The sequence below is a fragment of the Serratia sp. BNK-10 genome (assembly GCF_047456065.1).
GTDB lineage: Bacteria > Pseudomonadota > Gammaproteobacteria > Enterobacterales > Enterobacteriaceae > Serratia > Serratia ureilytica.
In genome coordinates this window covers 3,161,719-3,182,257 of record NZ_CP179894.1, presented here as the reverse complement: position 1 = coordinate 3,182,257, position 20,539 = coordinate 3,161,719, and the positions used below count along the sequence as shown (strand labels likewise).

18 protein-coding genes, 2 tRNA genes and 1 pseudogene are annotated in these 20,539 nt (G+C 59.7%); 14 read left to right on the top strand and 7 right to left on the bottom strand.

The window, feature by feature from the left end; genetic code table 11:
* The first annotated feature begins 234 nt into the window (after positions 1–234).
* The 3 genes from ACMGG9_RS15375 to ACMGG9_RS15365 all read left to right on the top strand — a co-directional run bounded on the left by ACMGG9_RS15375 (position 235) and on the right by ACMGG9_RS15365 (position 2,529).
* Positions 235–588, top strand: coding sequence for a type II toxin-antitoxin system RelE/ParE family toxin (locus tag ACMGG9_RS15375; RefSeq protein WP_089194950.1), 354 nt, complete (start codon positions 235–237; stop codon positions 586–588).
* 4 nt (positions 589–592) lie between these two features.
* Positions 593–895 (top strand): XRE family transcriptional regulator, encoded by a 303-nt coding sequence (locus ACMGG9_RS15370; RefSeq protein WP_016927038.1) that lies wholly within the window; start codon positions 593–595, stop codon positions 893–895.
* A gap of 425 nt (positions 896–1,320) precedes the next feature.
* Entirely contained in the window at positions 1,321–2,529 is a 1,209-nt protein-coding gene (locus ACMGG9_RS15365) for an aldose 1-epimerase family protein (protein WP_414161538.1), read from the top strand.
* A 73-nt stretch (positions 2,530–2,602) separates the two neighbouring features.
* Here the strand turns inward: ACMGG9_RS15365 and ACMGG9_RS15360 are convergent.
* The 3 genes from ACMGG9_RS15360 to ACMGG9_RS15350 form a co-directional block, all read right to left on the bottom strand.
* Positions 2,603–2,678: transfer RNA gene (locus ACMGG9_RS15360), tRNA-Asn, on the bottom strand.
* A 250-nt stretch (positions 2,679–2,928) separates the two neighbouring features.
* The gene (locus tag ACMGG9_RS15355) at positions 2,929–3,390 is read right to left on the bottom strand and encodes a hypothetical protein (protein ID WP_414161537.1); all 462 of its coding nucleotides are present in this window, start codon (positions 3,388–3,390) and stop codon (positions 2,929–2,931) included.
* Positions 3,391–3,860: 470 nt separating this feature from the next.
* A tRNA-Asn gene (locus tag ACMGG9_RS15350) sits at positions 3,861–3,936 on the bottom strand.
* A gap of 456 nt (positions 3,937–4,392) precedes the next feature.
* On the opposite strand from ACMGG9_RS15350, the gene ACMGG9_RS15345 reads away from it, so the two are divergent.
* From ACMGG9_RS15345 to ACMGG9_RS15325, 5 genes are all read left to right on the top strand, one after another.
* Entirely contained in the window at positions 4,393–5,511 is a 1,119-nt protein-coding gene (locus tag ACMGG9_RS15345) for a branched-chain amino acid ABC transporter substrate-binding protein (RefSeq protein WP_016927040.1), read from the top strand.
* 124 nt (positions 5,512–5,635) lie between these two features.
* The gene (locus ACMGG9_RS15340; protein WP_033643752.1) at positions 5,636–6,550 is read left to right on the top strand and encodes an ABC transporter permease subunit; all 915 of its coding nucleotides are present in this window, start codon (positions 5,636–5,638) and stop codon (positions 6,548–6,550) included.
* 10 nt (positions 6,551–6,560) lie between these two features.
* Positions 6,561–7,847, top strand: coding sequence for a high-affinity branched-chain amino acid ABC transporter permease LivM (gene livM, locus ACMGG9_RS15335; RefSeq protein ID WP_033643751.1), 1,287 nt, complete (start codon positions 6,561–6,563; stop codon positions 7,845–7,847).
* Positions 7,844–8,719 (top strand): ABC transporter ATP-binding protein, encoded by an 876-nt coding sequence (locus ACMGG9_RS15330; RefSeq protein WP_033651873.1) that lies wholly within the window; start codon positions 7,844–7,846, stop codon positions 8,717–8,719. Before livM ends, ACMGG9_RS15330 begins: the two co-directional genes overlap by 4 nt.
* A complete protein-coding gene (locus ACMGG9_RS15325) occupies positions 8,716–9,432 on the top strand; it encodes an ABC transporter ATP-binding protein (protein WP_033651872.1) in 717 nt (238 codons plus the stop codon). Before ACMGG9_RS15330 ends, ACMGG9_RS15325 begins: the two co-directional genes overlap by 4 nt.
* Positions 9,433–9,461: 29 nt before the next feature.
* Here the strand turns inward: ACMGG9_RS15325 and ACMGG9_RS15320 are convergent, their stop codons facing one another.
* Positions 9,462–9,881: a winged helix-turn-helix transcriptional regulator gene (locus ACMGG9_RS15320; RefSeq protein WP_033651871.1), complete on the bottom strand. Its 420-nt coding sequence runs from the start codon at positions 9,879–9,881 to the stop codon at positions 9,462–9,464.
* A gap of 86 nt (positions 9,882–9,967) precedes the next feature.
* Here ACMGG9_RS15320 and ACMGG9_RS15315 point away from each other — a divergent pair, with 86 nt between their 5' ends.
* Positions 9,968–10,900, top strand: coding sequence for an aromatic alcohol reductase (locus ACMGG9_RS15315; RefSeq protein WP_414161536.1), 933 nt, complete (start codon positions 9,968–9,970; stop codon positions 10,898–10,900).
* Positions 10,901–10,917: 17 nt separating this feature from the next.
* On the opposite strand, the gene ACMGG9_RS15310 is transcribed toward ACMGG9_RS15315, so the two are convergent.
* Positions 10,918–11,604 carry an aspartyl/asparaginyl beta-hydroxylase domain-containing protein gene (locus tag ACMGG9_RS15310; RefSeq protein ID WP_414162276.1) on the bottom strand — a complete coding sequence of 229 codons (687 nt, stop codon included), beginning with the start codon at positions 11,602–11,604 and terminating at the stop codon, positions 10,918–10,920.
* A 260-nt stretch (positions 11,605–11,864) separates the two neighbouring features.
* On the opposite strand from ACMGG9_RS15310, the gene ACMGG9_RS15305 reads away from it, so the two are divergent.
* The 5 genes and pseudogenes from ACMGG9_RS15305 to ACMGG9_RS15285 all read left to right on the top strand — a co-directional run bounded on the left by ACMGG9_RS15305 (position 11,865) and on the right by ACMGG9_RS15285 (position 17,232).
* Positions 11,865–13,055 (top strand): sugar transporter, encoded by a 1,191-nt coding sequence (locus ACMGG9_RS15305; protein ID WP_046687439.1) that lies wholly within the window; start codon positions 11,865–11,867, stop codon positions 13,053–13,055.
* 160 nt (positions 13,056–13,215) lie between these two features.
* Positions 13,216–14,045: pseudogene (locus ACMGG9_RS15300) on the top strand (alpha/beta fold hydrolase).
* Positions 14,046–14,054: 9 nt separating this feature from the next.
* Positions 14,055–14,480, top strand: coding sequence for a DoxX family protein (locus tag ACMGG9_RS15295; protein ID WP_047025359.1), 426 nt, complete (start codon positions 14,055–14,057; stop codon positions 14,478–14,480).
* Positions 14,473–16,083, top strand: a complete 1,611-nt coding sequence (locus ACMGG9_RS15290; RefSeq protein WP_033643743.1) for an MFS transporter — start codon at positions 14,473–14,475, stop codon at positions 16,081–16,083. Before ACMGG9_RS15295 ends, ACMGG9_RS15290 begins: the two co-directional genes overlap by 8 nt.
* Before the next feature lie 96 nt (positions 16,084–16,179).
* Positions 16,180–17,232, top strand: a complete 1,053-nt coding sequence (locus ACMGG9_RS15285) for an NAD(P)H-dependent flavin oxidoreductase (RefSeq protein WP_414161535.1) — start codon at positions 16,180–16,182, stop codon at positions 17,230–17,232.
* Between the two features lie 106 nt (positions 17,233–17,338).
* Here the strand turns inward: ACMGG9_RS15285 and ACMGG9_RS15280 are convergent, their stop codons facing one another.
* Positions 17,339–18,721 (bottom strand): serralysin family metalloprotease, encoded by a 1,383-nt coding sequence (locus tag ACMGG9_RS15280; protein WP_033643741.1) that lies wholly within the window; start codon positions 18,719–18,721, stop codon positions 17,339–17,341.
* 501 nt (positions 18,722–19,222) lie between these two features.
* The gene (locus ACMGG9_RS15275; RefSeq protein WP_147879952.1) at positions 19,223–20,512 is read right to left on the bottom strand and encodes an alginate export family protein; all 1,290 of its coding nucleotides are present in this window, start codon (positions 20,510–20,512) and stop codon (positions 19,223–19,225) included.
* Positions 20,513–20,539: the final 27 nt, after the last annotated feature.

Genomic DNA, 20,539 nt, shown 5'->3' with positions numbered 1-20,539 from the left:
TATGCGCTTTTTGTGACAGGGTTCATAAAGGGGCGGCGGGGAAGCGCCCCGTGCCTCTGAACGATTGTTCGATACCGTGCGTAAAAAGGTGAATGCCTCGCACTGCGTTTGCAAAATACGTGGATGTACGTTCAGCCTTGCAGTCACCACGCATGCCTTTGCATGCTATCCCAGCGCCTCTCTGCTATAGCTTTACATCTATATAGTTACTGATCTATATTTTAGGGAGGTCCCGTGTGGGAAATTAAAACAACGGATGCATTTGATCATTGGTTCAGATCGCTCAGCGATGCCGATCGGGCCGGCGTACTTGCCGCATTGATGGTCCTGCGGGAAAAGGGGCCGGGGCTGCCCAGACCCTATGCCGATACGGTTAAAGGCTCACGTTACAGCAATATGAAAGAGTTGCGCATTCAGTGCCGAGGCGAACCGTTGCGGGCATTCTTCGCTTTCGATCCGTACCGTATTGGCATTGTGCTTTGCGCGGGCAATAAAGCCGGTAATGAAAAGCGTTTTTACGATCGGATGATCCAGGTTGCCGATCGGGAATTCACGAACTGGCTGAACACATTAAACGAGAAGGAGTGACGCGATGGGCAGAACGTTGGAACAGCTTATTGCGGATGAAAAGCCCGAGGTCGTGGCCAAAGCGCAGGCGCTGGCGGCGGACATCATGCTGAACATTCACCTTGCCGAGCTGCGTGAAAAAGTACAGAAAACGCAGGTTGAAATGGCGCAGGCGCTGGGGATCAGGCAGCCGACCGTTGCCGTGATGGAAAAACCGGGCCGCGATCTGAAACTGTCTTCGCTTAAACGCTATGTTGAGGCGGCCGGCGGCAAACTGCGCCTGGACATTGAACTGCCGGACGGCTCTCACTACGAGTTTGTGCTGTAAGCGCTAACGGCAGAAAGGCACAAAGCCCGCTCAGATTCCCCGGTGCGGGCTTTGTGCACCAGGGCTCCTTTGACACAAGCAGGCGGCCGTGAAAGCAACGAGGCTCAAGACGGGCAGGCTGTCTGAGCACTTTCGTTTGGGCCGGATAGCGTTAAACAAGCCACCCGCACTCCCTTCGCGATGTCTTGCTTGCCCGTAACTGTCTCCTTGCTCCTTAGCTGAAACGATACAAATTATGTTGATAAGCAGCTCGTTTTGTGTGCAAAAAATCAACGTCTTTCATTAAAACTGCGATGAAATTCGTATTTTTATCGCGCTATTTCTTCAAATACTCACCCGGTGAAGCTCATCACATTTCTTTAACCTGCTTAACAGTAGATTTTCTTTGCTTAGAAAAAAATCGATTCAGCTAAAGGGGAAGGGAAATGAAAAAGACATGGGTTATGGCGGTGTTTTCGGCCCTGATTTCAGGGCAGGCGGCGGCGCAGAGTTGGGTGCTGACCAGCGCTGAAGATGGCGTGGAGAAAGGAAACTGGAAGATTTCGAGCGAGGCGCTGAAGGTGAAGGATAAAACGTTCAGCATTGAGCAGAAAGTGTTGCACGGCGGCAAGCAAGAAGGCAGCAAAGTCGTCATTATCCGCAGCGAGGATGGCCTGACCATCACGCTGAGCCCCACCCGCGGCATGAACCTCCTGCGGGCAGAAAGCTTTGGCGCGAAAATGGGATGGGATTCCCCGGTCAAAGAGGTGGTCAACCCCGCCTTTATCAACCTGGAAAGCCGCAATGGGCTCGGCTGGCTGGAAGGTTTCAATGAGATGATGGTGCGTTGTGGCTATGAGTGGACCGGTCATCCGGTGACCGACGCAGGGCAAATTTACACGTTGCACGGCAAAGCGGGCAATACGCCGGCCTCGCGGGTTGAGGTTGAGGTAGCGGATACGGCGCCGTATGAAATTCGTATTCGCGGCCTGATCAAAGAGAGCACATTCAAAAAAGCCGATCTGCAAACCCTGACCGAATTGCGCTACGTGCCCGGCAGCAACAGTTTCAGCCTGCATGATGTGTTAACCAACCGGGCGGATTATCCCCATGACTACCAGATTATTTATCACAGCAATTTCGGCGCGCCGATTCTGGAAAATGGCGCCCGCTTCCTGGCGCCGATCGCCAGCATCAGCCCGTTTAACGACTATGCCAAAGCCGGGCTGAAGAGCTGGGGAACCTATGCCGGTCCAACCAAAGGGTTCGATGAAATGGTCTTTAACATTAAGCCATTATCGGATCCGAATCATCAAACGCTGGCGGCGCTGGTCAATAACGCAGGCGACAAAGGGGTGGCGATTCAGTTCGATACCCGCCAATTACCCGTCCTGACGCTGTGGAAGAATACCGATACGTTAAAACAGGGGTATGTGACGGGGATTGAGCCGGGCACCAGCTATGCCTACCCGGTCACTATTGAGCGCGAACAAAAACGCGTTAAGCAGCTGCAGCCTGGCGCCAGTGCGCAGTTTGATCTGACCTATACCTTGCTGCATAGCAAAGCGCAGGTGGCGGATCTGGAGAAGAAAATTGCGGATATTCAGGGCAAGGTAAAAATTGAAGAGAATGACGCGCCGATAGCCAAGGAGTAACGCTGTCTGCCCATGCATTCAGCGTTAAAGAAAAAAGCCCGCTTAAGTTTCCTTAAGCGGGCTTCTCTAAATATGGCTCCTCTGACTGGACTCGAACCAGTGACATACGGATTAACAGTCCGCCGTTCTACCGACTGAACTACTGAGGAATCGTGTGAACGGGGCGAAGTGCCGTTGCGATGATGCCAATAATCTGGCTATTACTGTTTTCACCTCCTGTACGAAGGCATTGGGCACGTAGTTTAGTTATTTAACTATAACGTTAATATATTCGAGGCTTAGGCATTGGTTGGATCGAGTTAGTTTAATTGGTGCGCTTTCCTCTATGTGAGATTATTCATAAAAAACTAAGTTTATCGTTGATAAAATAAAAATAATTCTTTATTCTTATGTGTTTATTTAGCATGCGGTCTTTTTTAAGACTCTATATTCTGCAACGATTTTATTCTCGGTTTTTCCATGGAATGTAGTCATGCCTATCATTGTTTTACTATCATTTTGTACGATAAAAACATATGTACCCGTATCAAAATTTTTACCCTGTAAATCATCAAAAATTAGGGTCATTTGATGGCCACTAATTGAGCCACTGTAGTTAAATTTTCTTTCGGAGTCTCTTCCATCACGCGTTTTTGTTCTTATGCTCGTACCATTAATTAATCTACCTTGTTGTTTTAGCTCTATTTTCCCTGATTTTACGTCCTCCCCATTGCGAACTTCGTAAACATCCCATGACCCTGTTACACGTACACCATGGTATAAGCATCTATCTTTGAAGTTCGGCCATAAGAATTTCCCAAAGAAAACAATAACCCCGGTAGCGATAATGCTTGAAAAAACGCCTAATAAAAAATTCATCATTTTCAGTTTGTTCTTGAATGGTTAGCAATTGAATTAATTTATAAAGCTCAGTTGATATCTAAACAATACTATCAATGATTATAGATACGGGGCTAGCTTTACCTGTTTACAACTAAAATATTACATCTAATTATTCTGGAGTCAATACTCAAGTGAAAATGTCAAAAAATAGTCGTTTAATACCTTCTATTGCGAACGGAAAACGAATCTGACTTAAGAGAGAACACATCTTGACCAGTGACTCTGCAGCCCATAAAGGATAAGAAGGATAGCCTGTAACTTCTTCTCATTGTCAGTTTATCGTAACGACAAACATTGGTAGTGTAATCTATATCTATGAGTAAAAAGTTATACTATTAGAATCCTCTGAATATTGTAAAACTAGTGTCCTAGTTATCACTCTCACTCAATCTCAAAACTTTAAAAGCAAAAAGCCCGCTTAAGTTTCCTTAAGCGGGCTTCTCTAAATATGGCTCCTCTGACTGGACTCGAACCAGTGACATACGGATTAACAGTCCGCCGTTCTACCGACTGAACTACAGAGGAATCGTGTGAACGGGGCGAATAATAGCGGGGCATCCGGGGTTTGTCAAAGCGCTAAACTGCAAAAAAAGCGCGTTTGCTGAGGGAATGAGCACCTTGCGCTGTTTTTCGGCATTTTCCATCGCGATGCGTTGATTTTTGCATCCCCAATCGTTTTGACGCCGCTTGCACACGCCTTTGCACGGCGATGGTGCAGGGCCGTTCTCCCACCCATACTTCCACTCGCGCTAACCGTATTGGCCAGACCCTGGTTAACGCCGCCACACGCCGCGCCGCAACTGATATGTAGGATGAATAAGCAAACAATATGTATTCGTCGTCACAATGGCTGGATTTTTGCTTACCCATTTTTGGGGAATGCGACTGCGCTCTCAAGAAAATTATTTTCCCCGTCTACACATAAAGTGACTGATCCGCGCCCCGGGGCGTTTCGCTACAACAGTGCTGAGGAAGATAACAATGTCATCGAAATTGATAAAAAGTCCGCTCGCTGCTTTGCTCATCGGTTGTTTAGGTACGGCGTTTTCCGCGCAGGCCGATATCGTCATCGGCGTCGCTGGGCCGTTCTCCGGGCCGAACGCCACCTATGGCGATCAGTATTGGCGCGGGGCTTCGCAGGCGGCGGCGGACATCAACGCCGCCGGCGGGATCAAAGGGGAAAAAATCAAACTGGTGCAGGGGGATGACGCCTGTGAACCGAAACAGGCGGTCGCGGTTGCTAACCGGCTGGTGGATCAGGACAAGGTGTCGGCGGTGGTCGGCCACTTCTGTTCCTCATCCACCATGCCCGCCTCCGAGGTGTATGACGAGGCCGGCATCATCGCCATTACCCCCGGCTCCACCAACCCGCAGATCACCGAGCGCGGCATGAAGACCATGTTCCGCATGTGCGGGCGCGACGATCAGCAGGGGGTGATCGCCACCAACTACATGCTGGATACCCTGAAGGCCAAACGCATCGCGGTGATCCACGATAAAGACACCTACGGCCAGGGGCTGGCGGACGCCGCCAAGGCGGCAATGAACAAGCGCGGGGTTAAAGAGGTGCTGTATGAGGGGCTGTCGCGCGGCGAGAAAGACTTCAACGCCCTGGTGACCAAGATCGCCTCGGTCAAGCCGGACGTGGTCTACTTCGGCGGTTGCCATCCCGAAGCCGGGCCGCTGGTGCGCCAGATGCGCGAGCAGGGCGTGACCGCCAAGTTCTTCTCCGGCGACTGCGTGGTGACCGAAGAGCTGGTGACCGCCGCCGGCGGGCCGCAGTACACCAACGGCGTGCTGATGACCTTCGGCAACGATCCGCGCCAGATCGCGGAAGGCAAGGCGGTGATCGCCAAGTTCCGCGCCAGCGGCTTTGAGCCGGAAGGGTACACCCTTTACTCCTACGCTTCGATCCAGGCGATCGCCGCCGCCTTCAACGCCACCGGCGGCAAAGACAGCGCCAAGGCCGCCGAATGGCTGAAGTCGCACGATGTTGACACCGTGATGGGTAAAAAAGCCTGGGATCAGAAGGGCGATCTGAAGGTCTCGGATTACGTGGTCTATCAATGGGATGACAAGGGCAAATATCACCAACTGTAAACGGCCGAACATTGAGGGTGTGACCCTATGACCGACGGGCCGCCGCCTTGGCGCGCCCGTTCCGCGACTACCTTTGGGCCGCGTCGGACTGCGTTGGCGGCCTTACCAGGCGAGACTGCTCATTATGGATGTATTCTTTCTGCAACAGCTGATCAACGGCCTGACCCTCGGCGCGGTGTATGGCCTGATCGCCATCGGCTACACCATGGTTTACGGCATCATCGGCATGATCAACTTCGCCCACGGCGAGGTGTACATGATCTCCGCCTACCTGTGCGCCATCGGTCTGGCGCTGCTGTCGTTCTTCGGGCTGCAATCGTTCCCGCTGCTGATCCTCGGCACGCTGGTATTCACCATCGTCATCACCGGGGTGTACGGCTGGGTGATCGAGCGCATCGCCTACAGGCCGCTGCGCAACTCCACCCGCCTGGCGCCGCTGATCTCCGCCATCGGCATGTCGTTAATCCTGCAAAACTATGCGCAGATAAGCCAAGGGCCGCGCCAGCAGGGCATCCCGACGCTGCTGAGCGGCGTGTTCCGCCTGGAATTCGACGGCGGCGTGGTGCAGATCACCTACACCAAGGTGTTCATTCTGGTGGCGTCGCTGCTCGGCATGGCGATCCTCACCTACATCATTCAGCGCACCCGGCTGGGGCGCATCTGCCGCGCCACCCAGCAGGATCGCAAAATGGCTTCGATTCTCGGCATCAATACCGATCGGGTGATCTCGCTGGTGTTCGTGATCGGCGCCGCCATGGCCGGGCTGGCCGGAGTGCTGATCACCATGAACTACGGCACCTTCGATTTTTACGTCGGCTTTATCATCGGCATCAAGGCCTTCACCGCCGCGGTGTTGGGCGGCATCGGCTCGCTGCCGGGCGCGATGCTGGGCGGGCTGCTGCTCGGCGTGGCGGAGGCGCAGTTCGCCGGCATGGTGAATTCGGATTACAAGGACGTGTTCTCCTTCGGGTTGCTGGTGGCGATCCTGATCTTCCGCCCGCAGGGCCTGCTCGGCCGGCCGCTGGTCGCCAAGGTTTAAGGAGAACGCCATGTCGCAATCCGTAATCAACGGCGGGCTGAACGTCAAACGCAGCCTGCTGGATGCCGTTTTGGCCGGGCTGATCGCCCTGATCGTGTTCGGGCCGATCGTCGGCATCGTGCTGAACGGCTACAGCTTTAACTTCGAGCCGCACCGGCTGGTGTGGATCATCGTCGCGGTGATGGCCGGGCGGCTGCTGCTGAGCCTGTTCCTGCAAACCGCGCCGGGCCGCAAGGTGCTGGCGCGCTTCGACGGCGGCAACGACGGCGTGTACGTACGTCCGCTGGGCTATAAATCCAATCTGCGCTGGTTCCTGCCGCTGATGGCGGCGATCGCGCTGCTGTTCCCGTTCGTCGCCACCAAATACCTGCTGACGGTGGCGATCCTCGGCCTGATCTACGTGCTGCTCGGACTGGGGCTGAACATTGTGGTCGGGTTGGCGGGGCTGCTCGATCTGGGGTACGTGGCGTTTTACGCCATCGGCGCCTACGGGCTGGCGTTGGGCTACCAGTATCTCGGGCTCGGTTTTTGGGCGATGCTGCCGCTCGGGGCGCTGATGGCGGCGTTGGCAGGCGCGCTGCTGGGCTTTCCGGTGCTGCGCATGCACGGCGACTATCTCGCCATCGTCACGCTCGGGTTCGGCGAGATCATCCGGCTGGTGCTGAACAACTGGATGTCGCTCACCGGCGGGCCGAACGGCATTTCGGTGCCGGCGCCGACAGTGTTCGGCCTGGAGTTCGGCCGGCGCGCTAAAGACGGCGGGGTGCCGATCCACGAGTTTCTCGGCATCGATTACAATCCTAATCTCAAGTTCATCTTCATCTACGCGATGCTGTTTTTGGTGGTGCTGCTGGTGCTGTACATCAAGCACCGGCTGACGCGCATGCCGATCGGCCGCGCCTGGGAGGCGCTGCGCGAGGACGAGATCGCCTGCCGCTCCCTCGGGCTGAACCACGTGCTGGTGAAGCTGTCGGCGTTTATGCTGGGCGCCTCCACCGCCGGGCTGGCGGGGGTGTTTTTCGCCACTTACCAGGGGTTCGTCAACCCGACTTCGTTCACCTTCTTCGAGTCGGCTCTGATCCTGGCGATCGTGGTGCTGGGCGGCATGGGCTCCACCCTCGGCGTGGTGCTGGCGGCCTTTGTGCTGACGGTGGCGCCGGAGCTGCTGCGCAGCTTCGCTGAATACCGGGTGCTGCTGTTTGGCGTGCTGATGGTGGCGATGATGATCTGGCGGCCGCGCGGGCTGGTGCGCATCAGCCGCGCCAGCTTTGCGGAACGCAAGGGGGTGGCGCCATGAGCGACGCCATTTTGCGGGTGGAACACCTGATGATGCGCTTTGGCGGCATCAAGGCGCTGAACGACGTCAATCTGGAGGTGGAGCGCGGTTCCATCACCGCCCTGATCGGCCCCAACGGCGCCGGCAAGACCACGGTGTTCAACTGCCTGACCGGTTTCTATCGCGCCACCGGCGGCGCGATCCTGCTCAATACCCACAAGCGGCCGACCGATGTGATCCAGGTGCTGGGGCAGAAGTTCCGCGCCGGCGACTGGATACGCCCGAAGCGGCTCGGTTCGCGCCTCTATTACAAGATGTTCGGCGGCACCCACCTGGTCAACCGCGCCGGGCTGGCGCGCACCTTCCAGAATATCCGCCTGTTCCGCGAAATGTCGGTGGTGGAGAACCTGCTGGTGGCGCAGCACATGCAGAGCAACCGCAATCTGATCGCCGGGGTGCTGAATACGCCGGGCTACCGCCGGGCGGAAAGCGCCGCGCTCGATCACGCCTTCTACTGGCTGGAGGTGGTGGATCTGGCGGACTGCGCCAACCGGCTGGCGGGGGAGATGTCCTACGGCCAGCAGCGGCGGCTGGAGATCGCGCGCGCCATGTGCACCGCGCCGGAGATGATCTGCCTCGACGAACCGGCCGCCGGGCTGAACCCGGTGGAGACGGCCGCGCTGAGCCGCATCATCCGCTTCCTGCGCCGGGATCACGGCATCACGGTGCTGCTGATCGAGCATGACATGGGCATGGTAATGGAGATCTCCGATCGGGTGATCGTGCTCGATCACGGCGATGTGATCGCCCGCGGCACGCCGCAAGAGATTCAGCACAACGAGGCGGTGATCGCCGCTTACCTGGGCGCGGACGAAGAGGAGCTGGCGGGATGAGCGAAGCGATGTTGGAATTTCGCGAGGTCGATGTGTTTTACGGGCCGATCCAGGCGCTGCGCCAGGTGTCGCTGCAGGTGAACGCCGGGGAGACGGTGGCGCTGATCGGCGCCAACGGCGCGGGCAAGTCCACGCTGTTGATGTCGATCTTCGGTCAGCCGCGTATCGCCGGCGGGCAGATCCTGTTTCGCGGCGAGGACATCAGCCGCCGCTCCACGCACTTTGTTGCCAGCAGCGGCATCGCGCAGGCGCCGGAGGGGCGGCGCATCTTTCCGGACATGAGCGTGGAGGAGAACCTGCTGATGGGCACCATCACCGTCGGCAATCGCTACCTGGAAGAGGATTTGCCGCGCATGTTCGAGCTGTTTCCGCGCCTGAAAGAGCGGCGCAACCAGCGGGCGATGACCATGTCCGGCGGCGAACAGCAGATGCTGGCGATCGCCCGCGCGCTGATGAGCCGGCCGAAGCTGTTGCTGCTGGACGAGCCGAGCCTGGGGCTGGCGCCGATCGTGGTGCGGCAGATCTTCGGGGTGCTGCGCGAACTGACCCGCAGCGGCATGACGCTGTTTCTGGTGGAGCAGAACGCCAACCATGCGCTGAAACTGTCCGATCGCGGCTATGTGATGGTCAACGGCCAGATCCGCCTCACCGGCAGCGGGGAAGAACTGTTGAACGATCCGCAGGTGAGAAAGGCGTATCTGGGCGGCGGCTGACAGCCGCCTGCGGGCAGGGAAGCCCGCGTTCATTTTTCGGCGTCGCGCTCTTGGCCATCGTACTGCGAGCGGGCTGCCCTGAAGGCGTCGGCGGAGGAGATAATCCACGACCAGAGCGGCAGCATGTTGAGCAGCATTTCTTCCCCCGCCTCGGTGATGGTGTAAACCACGCGGGGCAGTTTTTCCTGATAATCGCAGCGCGATATCAACCCATCCCGCTCGAGATGGCGCAGCGTCCGCGTCAGCATTCTCTGCGTCACGCCCGCTAATTGGCGGCCTAGTTCGCCGTGGCGCAGCGGCCCGTGGGTGCCCAGGAGATGCAATACGCCCAGCGACCAACGGTTGCCCGCATGCGCGAGGATCTCGCGCTTCAATCCTTCATCGTCGTTGCTCAATGCTTCACAGAACGCTTGCGAAAATTGCAGCAGCGCTTCCCGATCGCTCGTCATATTCCTCCCCGGTATCACGCGTGTACCTAATTGAACCCGTTTTTGTCAGCTGTCAGGATGACGCAGTGTCAAGACAGGAGGCAAGCATGAAATCCACAAATCCATCCATCAATACCGTGCTCATACTCGGCGCCGGCGAACTGGGGCTGCCGGTACTGCGAGCGATGAGCCGGCAGGCTCGGTTATCTCCATCTTTAAAAATCAGCGTACTGCTCCGGCCGGAGGCCGCCCGCGCCGTGAGCGGCCCGCTCCGGGCGCGGCGGGATGAGCTGGCGCGGTTCGGGATCGCCGTGGTGGAAGGCGATCTGCAGCAAAGCGGGGTGGATGCGCTGAGCGTGCTGCTGCGTGGCTTTGATGCGGTAATCAACTGCAGCGGCTTCGTTGGCGGGGCGGGCACGCAGATAAAGATCACCCAGGCCGTTTTGCAGGCCGGCGTGGCGCGCTACTTCCCGTGGCAGTTCGGCGTGGACTACGATGTCGTCGGTAAAGGCAGCGGGCAGCCGGTGTGGGATGAACAGCTCGAGGTGCGTCACCTGCTGCGCGCGCAGAGCGCAACGGAGTGGGTGATTGTTTCCACGGGCATTTTCACCAGCTACCTGTTTGACTCGGGTTTTGGCGTGGTGGATGCGGAACGCAAAACCGTGCGCGCGCTGGGCGATTGGCAGTATGCGGTGACGCTGACCACTCCCGAGGACATTGGCCGGCTGACGGCCGCGATTTTTTTCCATCGGCCCGCGTTTCGCAACCAGGTGGTCTATATCGCCGGGGACACGCTGACCTACCGTGAGCTTGCCGATCTTATGCAGGCGCACTGGGGCGTGGAGGTCAACAGAGTCCTGTTGGACAAAGAGAGGCTGCAGGCGGAGGTGCGGAATCATCCGCATGACGTCGGCGCGAAATACCGGCTGGCTTTCGCCCGACCCGACGGCGTGGCCTGGGATAAGGCGAACACCTTCAATGTGCGCCAGGGCATGGCCGTCACTACCGCCGGCCAGTGGCTGGCTTCTCAGGGCGGTTAATCGCCTGTGCGCCGCAGTCAAAACTGGCGCTGCATCCAGCGCACGTTCAGCCGCACCAGCGCGATGATGGCGCTGGAGAGCAGCCGCAGCCCGCCGGGCATGTCGCGGCGGCGAATATCCAGCAGCAGCACGGTGCGCACCTGCGGGCTGTCGTTCCATACCTCGTGCTCGAAGGTATCGTCCCACAGCATGAACTCCCCCTCGTGCAGCCGATATTCGCGGCCGTCCACCTTCAGCACCGCCGCCGGCGCGCCGTCGGCGCGTTTGGGCATGTCCAGCACCAGATAGCCGCGCAGAATGCCGCGGAACGGGCCGCGATGGGGCGGCACCTGTTTGCCGGGCGCCAGGAAGGAGAGCGACGCGGACAGCACGTCCGGCGAGGAGGCGATCTGCGCCGCCAGCGTCGGGCAGCGTGCCAGGTTGCGGGGGATGGGCTGGCCATAGGCCTTCATGATGAACATGCGCCAGTCGCGCGCGTCGTTGGCGGAGATGGACGCCTGCTGGCTCATGATCTCGTGGAAGCGCGGGATATTGTGCAGATCGTGGGCGACCGTCAGCGCCTCTTCGCGGATCTGCCGCCATTGGGCGGTAAAGCGTTCGGCGTCGGGGAAGAGGGCCGCGCTGTCGAGCACCGGCTGGCCCTGGATGCGGCGATCGTAAACATTGCGCAGGGCAAGTACGGACCAATCATAAATCGCGGACATCATAATGACCTCGCCTCAGGAAACGCCAAAGGGACACTGCGCGGGTCTTCGGCGCGGCGCGTGGGCGGCCGGGGAAGCGCGGCAGGAAAAATTGGTACGCTTCAATAGATTAGCACAGCATTTTGGCAACCGTGCGTCGGTGAGCGTGTCGATGGGCGGTGAAAAAAACCACACAATTAAAATGTGACGCGTATCGCATTTAGCGGGCCGGTTGGTTAAAATATCGCGACTTGCCCGCACCTGTCCGGATTTTTTTTACCATGGAACACGCTCCCGTTTCCCGCTCAACCGCCTGGTTGCGCGTGGTCATCCTCGCCGTCTCGGCCTTTATTTTCAACACCACCGAGTTTATTCCGGTCGGTCTGCTGAGCGATATCGCCGCCAGCTTTTCGATGCAAACCGAACAGGTCGGCTTGATCATTACCATTTACGCCTGGATCGTCGCCGCCGCCTCGCTGGCGTGCATGCTGCTGACCAGCAAGATCGAGCGCCGCAAACTGTTGATCGGCGTGTTCATGCTGTTTATCGCCAGCCACATACTGACCGCCGTGGCCTGGAACTTTACCACGCTGGTTATCTCGCGCGCCGGCGTGGCGCTGGCGCACTCGGTGTTCTGGTCGATCACCGCCTCGCTGGCGATCCGCGTGGCGCCGCCGGGCAAGAAAGCCCAGGCGCTGAGCCTGCTGGCGGGCGGCACCGCGCTGGCGATGGTGCTCGGGTTGCCGCTCGGGCGCGTGGTCGGGCAGTTGCTCGGCTGGCGCATGACCTTTATCGGCATCGCGGTGTGCGCCACCCTGGCGCTGGTGCTGCTGTGGCGCCTGTTGCCGGTGCTGAAAAGCGAGCACTCCGGTTCGCTGGCCAGCGTGCCGCTGCTGTTCAAGCGCCCGGCGCTGATGGCACTGTACATGCTGACCATCATTGTGGTGACGGCGCACTTCACCGCCTACAGCTACATCGAGCCGTTTATCCAGACCGTGGCCGGGCTGTCGGAGAACTTCACCACGCTGATGCTGTTGCTGTTCGGCGCCGCCGGCATCGTCGGCAGCCTGCTGTTCAGCCGCTACAGCGAGCGTTTTCCTTCCGGCTTCTTTATCGGCGCCATTACGCTGCTGGCCTTGAGCCTGCTGCTGCTGTTGCCGGCCGCCGGCAGCGAAAGCCATCTGACGGTGCTGTGCATCTTTTGGGGCATGGCGATCATGGCGATCGGCCTGTCGATGCAGGCCAGAGTCTTGAGCCTGGCGCCGGACGCCACCGACGTGGCGATGGCGATCTTCTCCGGCCTGTACAACTTCGGCATCGGCAGCGGCGCGCTGCTGGGCAACCAGGTGAGCCTGCATCTGGGCATGGGCAACATCGGCTTCGTCGCCGCGCCGCTGGCGCTGATCGCCCTCGGCTGGTGCTTGCTGAGCGCCTACCGCAGCGAACGGCTGCAGCACCACCACAGCCGTTAAGCGGCCTCGTTTCCCTGTCTTCCAGAGCCGGCGGCTGCGCCGGCCTCTTCAGCAAAAAAACTCGCGATCATGCGAAAATTATTCCGTTATCACTGCCTTTGCGCCTGCCGTACTGTTAACCCGTTCAAAATCCAATTCGATACCGAGCGGGGAACACGTCATGAGCACTCTTACCGCGCCCGATGGCGCACGCATTTTCTATAAGGATTGGGGCCGCGGCCAGCCGATCCTGTTCTCGCACGGTTGGCCGCTGTCCGCGATGCCTGGGACAACCAAATGCTGTTTTTCGGCCAGAGCGGATTCCGCGTGATCGCCCACGATCGCCGCGGCCACGGCCGTTCTGATCAAACCTGGCACGGCAACGACATCAACCAATACGCCGACGATCTGGCCCTGCTGATCGAAACGCTGGATCTGCGCGATCTGATCCTGGTCGGCCATTCCACCGGCGGCGGCGAAGTGGCGCGCTACATCGGCCGTCACGGCAGCGATCGGGTGGCGAAAGTGGTGCTGGTCGGCGCCGTGCCGCCGCTGATGCTGCAGACGCCGGTCAACCCAGAGGGCACGCCGATGGCGGCGTTTGACGGCATTCGCAGCGGCGTGGCGGGCAACCGCTCGCAGTTCTTCAAAGAGCTGGCGGTGCCGTTCTATGGCTTCCAGTGCGACGAGGTGGAGAGCAACGCGGGGCTGATCGACAGCTTCTGGCTGATGGGCATGCAGGGCGGCGTGAAAGGGCAGTACGACTGCGTGCGCGCGTTCTCCGAAGTGGATTACACTGCCGATCTGCTGGCGATCGACAAGCCGACGCTGCTGGTGCACGGCGACGCCGATCAGATCGTGCCGATCGGCGCCTCGGCGCTGAAAGCCGCTAAGCTTATGCAACAGGCGGAGCTGAATGTTTACGCCGGCGGCTCTCACGGTTTGGCGCAGGCCGATCCCGATCGCTTCAACGCCGATCTGCTGGCCTTCATCCAGAATTCACCGTTTTAAGGGGGCGCGATGAACCTGACTGTTATCGCCGCCCGCTGCGCGCAGCGGCTGCACGCGCCTGCGGTGCGCTGGGTGCTGCTGCTCGCGATCTGCGCCGCCTATATTCAGGGCGGGCTGGTCAAGGCGCTGAACGTTGAGGGCGCCATCGCCGAGATGACCCACTTCGGCCTGCAGCCGGCGGCGCTGTTCGCCGTGCTGGTGACGCTGCTGGAACTGGCGGCGTCGGCGCTGATCCTAAGCGGTTTTTATCGCTGGCTCGGCGCGTTGGCGCTGGCCGGTTTTACCCTGATGGCGATGCTGATGGCCAATCCGTTCTGGCAGTTCGACGGGGCGGAGCGCGGACAGATGATGAACGGATTTTTTGAACACCTCGGGCTGGCCGGCGCGCTGCTGCTGGTGGCATTTAACGATTTGAAGGAGCGAACGGATGGCTGAACAGACGGAAAACAAGGCGGCGGCGGGCGGCTTCGCGCCGCTGAAAATTCCATTATTTGCGGTGCTGTGGGGCGCCACGGTGCTCGGCAACGTCGGCAGTTTTATGCGCGATGTCGCCAGCTCGTGGCTGATCACCGACCTGTCGAGCAACCCTTCGGCGGTGGCGTTGATGCAAACCGCCGCCACGCTGCCGGTGTTCCTGCTGGCCATCCCGGCCGGGGTGCTGTCGGACATTCTCGATCGGCGACGCTTTCTGATCTTCGTGCAAATTCTGCTGGCCTGCGTCAGCGGCAGCCTGTTGCTGCTGTCGCAGACCGGCGCGCTGACGGTGGAATACCTGCTGGCGCTGACCTTCGTCGGCGGTATCGGCGCGGCGCTGATGGGGCCGACCTGGCAGGCGATCGTGCCGGAGCTGGTGCCGCGCGCCGAGCTGAAAAACGCCGTGGCGCTGAACTCGCTGGGCATCAACATCGCCCGCTCCATCGGCCCGGCGGCCGGCGGTTTGCTGCTGGCCAGCTTCGGCGCCGGCGCGGCCTACGGCGCGGACGTGATGAGCTATGTGCTGGTGATCGCGGCGCTGCTGTGGTGGAAGCGGCCGAAGGTTGAGGACAGCGGCCTGTCGGAACACTTCTTCGGCGCCTTCCGCGCCGGGCTGCGCTATGCCCGTTCCAGCCGCGAGCTGCACGTGGTGCTGCTGCGGGCTGCGGTGTTCTTCGCCTTCTCCAGCTCGGTCTGGGCACTGCTGCCGCTGGTGGCGCGCCGCATGCTGGGCGGCAGCGCCGGTTTTTACGGCGTCCTGCTGGGGGCGGTGGGCGCCGGGGCGATCCTTGGGGCTATTGTGCTGCCGCGCCTGCGCCAGCGGCTGAACGCCGACGGGCTGGTGTTGCTGGCGGCGGTGCTGACGGCGGCGGTAATGGCGGCCTTGTCGCTGGCGCCGCCGCAGTGGCTGGCGGTGGTGCTGCTGTTGGTGCTGGGCGCCGGCTGGATCATTGCGCTGACCACGCTCAACGGCGCGGCGCAGGGCGTGCTGCCTAACTGGGTGCGCGGCCGCGGCCTGGCCATCTATCTGATGGTGTTCAACGGCGCGATGGCGGCGGGCAGCCTGTTGTGGGGGCTGGTGGCGCAGGAGCTGGGCGTGGCTGCCACGCTGCTGGTCGGCGGCGTCGGCCTGTTGGCGGCGGGGCTGCTGTTCCACCGCCTGCGTCTGCCGACCGGCGAGGCCGATCTGCAGCCGTCGAACCATTGGCCGGAGCCGTTGGTTAACACGCCGGTCGAGAACGATCGCGGCCCGGTGATGATTCAGGTGGAGTACCGCATTCGCGAGCAGGATCGGCCGCAGTTCTTGCGTACGCTGCTGATGCTGGAGCGGGCGCGTCGCCGCGATGGCGCTTACGCCTGGGGCATCACCGAGCACACCGGCGATCCGGAATGCATCATGGAGTGGTTCCTGGTGGAGTCCTGGGCGGAGCATCTGCGGCAGCACCAGCGGGTATCGCACGCCGACGCCGATCTGCAGCAGGAGGCGCTGCGTTTCCATATCGGCCCTGAGAAACCGGTGGTGCATCACTTCCTGTCGCTCGACCGGCGTCAGGTGAAGCATTAACTGCACGGCCAGGCGGTGAGAAGGTGCTATGCTTTTGGTCGGTTCGGCGGCGCGGCCGCCGTAAGACGAATGTAGTCAGCACAGGGAGACATATTGATGACGGCACCTTCTGCTTTTGCCCGCGAGCTTGGGCTGCGCTATCCGATCGTTCAGGGGCCGATGAACGGCGCGTCGCCGCCGGCGCTGGCGGTGGCGGTGAGCAACGCCGGGGCGCTGGGATCGTGCGCGGCGGCGCTGTTTTCCCCAGCGGTGATCCTCGAGCGCGTGCAGCAGATCCGCGCGCAGACTGCCGCGCCGTTCAACATCAACCTGTTTCTGCTCGATGAGCAGCACCCGGATCTCGCCGAGCTCAAGCGCGCCCAGCACCTGCTGCGGCCGTTCCGTGAAGCGCTGGGGCTGAGCGAGCCGCCCATGCCAACCCAATTCGCCGAAAACAACCGCGACCAGATCGCGGCCCTGCTGGAGGCTGCGCCGCCGGTGGTCAGCTTCACCTTCGGCGTGCTGCCGCGCGCGACGGTCACGCAGTTCAAGAAGGCCGGCTCGCGGGTGATCGGCACCGCCACCACGGTGGCGGAAGCCCGCGCCTGGGAAGAGGCGGGCGCCGACTTCGTCTGCGTCTCGGGCGCGGAGGCGGGGGGGCATCGCCCGACCTTCCTCGGCGATATCGAACAGTCCTGCGTCGGCCTGATGGCCCTGTTGCCGCAGGTGGCGGCGGCGGTGAAGATCCCGGCGATCGCCGCAGGCGGCATCATGAACGGGCGCGGCATCGCGGCGGCACAATTGCTGGGCGCGCAGGCGGCGCAGCTGGGCACCGCGTTTCTGTGCAGCCCGGAGTCGGGCATCGCCGAAGCCTGGCGAGCGGCGCTGCGCAACGCCGGCGATGACAGCACGCGCCTGACGCGCGCCTTCAGCGGCCGCCCGGCGCGCGGCATCGTCAATGATTTCATGCGGCAGATGCGCGCGGAAGAGGCGCGGATCCTGCCTTATCCGGTGCAGAACGCGCTCACCGGCGATATTCGCCAGGCGGCGGCCAAGGCCGGACGCGCGGAGTTTATGTCGCTGTGGGCCGGGCAGGGCGTAGGCCTGGCGCGGCCGATGCCGGCGGCGGAGCTGGTCGCCACCCTGGCGGCGGAGCTGGAAGCGGTGTGACCTCGTCGGCGCGATTTATTGCTGTGGCAATGTAAAAAGACGCCGGGGTGAGGCCTGAGAGAGATAAACAGTCCGGCGTGAAGGCCGGACTGCGGGTTTGCCTTGGCTAGACGAGAATATCGGCGGAAGCGTCGACATGCCCAACGATTTTGACAAGGAAATCAGGCAATTGATTGCCGGAGAGATTGATGGCCAGATCGGTGACATTCTGCTGCGCGTCATAATTCAGCGCCGCTTCATACAACGAGCCGCTTAAACTATCCACGAAGTGCAACTCGCTCCCTTCGGCCTTAGCCGTCTGGTTGAGCCACGACAGGTCGATTTTATCCACCGCCGTCTGGAAATCGCGGATCCAATCCGGCGCGGCGGCTTGGCTGTCGCCGGCTTCGCGGAAGACGAAGGTGTCCGCGCCTGCATTGCCCCAGAGCTGATCGGCGCCGCCGGCACCGTAAATGATGTCGTTGCCTGCACCGCCTTTTAACGTATTGTTCAGCGCGTTGCCCACAAGAATGTCGGCGCCGCTGCCGCCGATGATATTTTCAATCTGCGCGCCGTAGGCGATGGCGATATTCGCCTTCAAGCCGCCGACATCAGAGAATGCGCCTTCGTTAATGTTGATGCGCTGATCCTGGCTGTAGCCTGAAAAATCCAGCGTGTCATTGCCGCCGGCATCCCAGATAGCCGCCACGATTTTGTCCGTGGACGCCTTAACGCTCAAAAAGTCTCGGTCCGTATTCGAGTTGAAACCATAGGTGGTATCGCCGGTGCGCGTGGTGGTATTCGCGCCGTAAAGCTTCTGTATGGCGGTAATATCATCCAGCTGCGGCCCTGATGGCCAAACGCCTTTATAGTCAGCGCTGGTGTATTGTTCGTTAAAATAGCTCATCAAAGAATATTGATGGTCGTCTTCATAATACTTCGCCGAGTTGGCGTAGGTGGGGTAGGTGGCATTTGACGCATCATAATTGCCGGGATGAGAAAGCCCCAACGCATGCCCTATTTCATGGGTGAGTGTATCCCTGGCGTAATTATTGGTTTGCGGATTGGAGGCGTCGTAGCCGTTATTGCCGCTGATCCAAATGGTGCTTTTTAGATTGCTCTGCGTACTTTCATACGAGGTGTAATTGCCCCCGCTGGCCGCCTTATAAAAACCAAACTTTATATCTGCATTTTTCGCGTCGTTGCCTTTAACCTCGGTGAACGTGATGTTGGCCACATCCGACCAGGATTGCAATGAAAGCTTGGTTTGGGCTTGCTGGGCGGCGGTAAGCTGCGCGGCGCCCGTCTTGTCGCTGCCCGTATAGACGGGGAAAGAGTAGGTCAAGGTAGCCGCATGGTCGGTCACGCCTTTGCCATTGGCGGAATAATGGCTCCTCAGCAGCAGATCTGAAACCTCTTGCGTGGTATATGACGGTTTACTGCTCCCCGCGTGATCGCCTCTTTCATAACGGGTTAAATAATCGGAAATCTTATCGGTCGCTAATGACATATCAAACTCCTTTGGACGTTGACAATATTGCACCTAACGCTCTATATGCTCGTACACAGGTTTGAAAATCAGGGGTAATTAAAGTGATATCATTGGCTTGCCTCCTTGGTCCGGCTTGAATATTGCGTTCAAGCGGAATATATCCTTATCATTAATCACGGTGAGGAATTAATTGTGCACTGTGATTGAGTTAAAGCAGTATAAACACAATTATTTTATTAATGAGTTATTCTTATATGAATCTTTTACATAAGATATGAGTAAAAGACGTGTTTAAATAACTCGTTGGAATTAAATCTTTATTTAATATTTCTCTGTAATCGGCGCGCGGCGTTTGCGTCGCTGATTTATCTTTCTGCTTTTCCAGCTTTTTATCTGTGAAATGCGGTGAGTAGCCGCCATTGCCGTAACGCATAGAGGCGGCCGCACGCCGGCTGTCGTCATTAATCGGATACGGGATTATTGAGGGCGCCCGCGTACACCGATTAACTTGCCTGATACTTAAAAACTGTAGGTGCCCTGCGCCAGGACGAAGTTCATGTTTTTCAGCCCGGCATGGTGCTGCAGGCTGTTGCTGACGTCGAAGTAGACATAGGCCACCTTGAACTGGAGATCGCTTCTCGGCGTCCAGGTTGTTTCGACCTGGTACTGGTTGCCGATAAAGCGCGGGCCCTGCGCGCTGCCTTTCACCGGGCGCATCGGGCCGAGGTAGAAGGCATCCTCGCGGCGTTGCCGCCATAACGCGTCCCAGCTGAAGTCGATGGACAGGGTTTGCCACGGCGTGATCGTGACCGAAGGATGGATGGCGATCAGGTTCGCCGGCGCCACCAGCCCGTTCTCGGTCAGGTAGGGCAGCTTGGGATACATGGCGTTAAAGGTATTGAGCTGCCCGTCGTGACCGTTTTTGTCGCCGCTGGCGATACCGATTTTGCCGCCAAAGCGCGGCCGCCAGCGCCAGTCGTTCGCCGTATAGCCGGCGTGCGCCGACGCCGACCAGGCGCGGATGTCGCGCTGTTCCGCGCTGCCGAACTGCCAGGCGGCCTCATTGTCCCAGTCGAAGCCCTGCGCCGCGCCGAAAATGCGCGCGCCGACGGTGTAGCGCCGCTCTTGCCCGCTGAGCTGCGCGTAGTGGGCGTCGTTATCTTCAAAGCCGAAGGTATAAAGATCGAGCGAGGAAGCCAGCGGCGTCAGCGGTGTGGTGCCGTACAGCCCCCATACCTTTTGGCTGTTGTCGGTATCGTCGTCGAAACTGCCGGTTTTGAGCGTAATGGGGTGGCCGATAAAGGCGTCGAGGCGGTTTTTGTCCTTGACCCAACTGGCGCGGATAGCGTCGAAGGAGCGGCGCACGTTGGGGCCGTCGCGGGTGCCCAGCAGGTGCAGCGAGCCCAGCGCAATCTCCTGGCGGCCGATCCGCAGGGTGCCGAGGCCGTAGGCGGTGGGCAGTTTCATATCCACATAGCCCTGGCCGAGGTAGGCATGATCTTCGTCGGTCGGCTTGCGCCCGAGGTCGCGCGGCGTGGCCAGCGACGATCCCACCTGCACATAGGCGCCGACATAGTCGCCGTAGTCGAGGCGCGCGCCAACCAGCAAGCGCTGCATGAAGGTGTCGTCGCGTCCGCTGTTCAGATCCCGCTGATCCGTCCATTCATAGCGCTCGCGCAGTGAACCGTCGAAAGACAACGTGGCCGCATCGCCCAACGGGATGTTTTTCCAGGGGGAAGCGGCGGGCTCCGCCGCCAGCGCGGGGAGCGTGGAGAACAGCAACAGTGCGGGTAGCGTGCGTTTCATCATGGATATCCGAAGTAAAAAGCGCGCCGC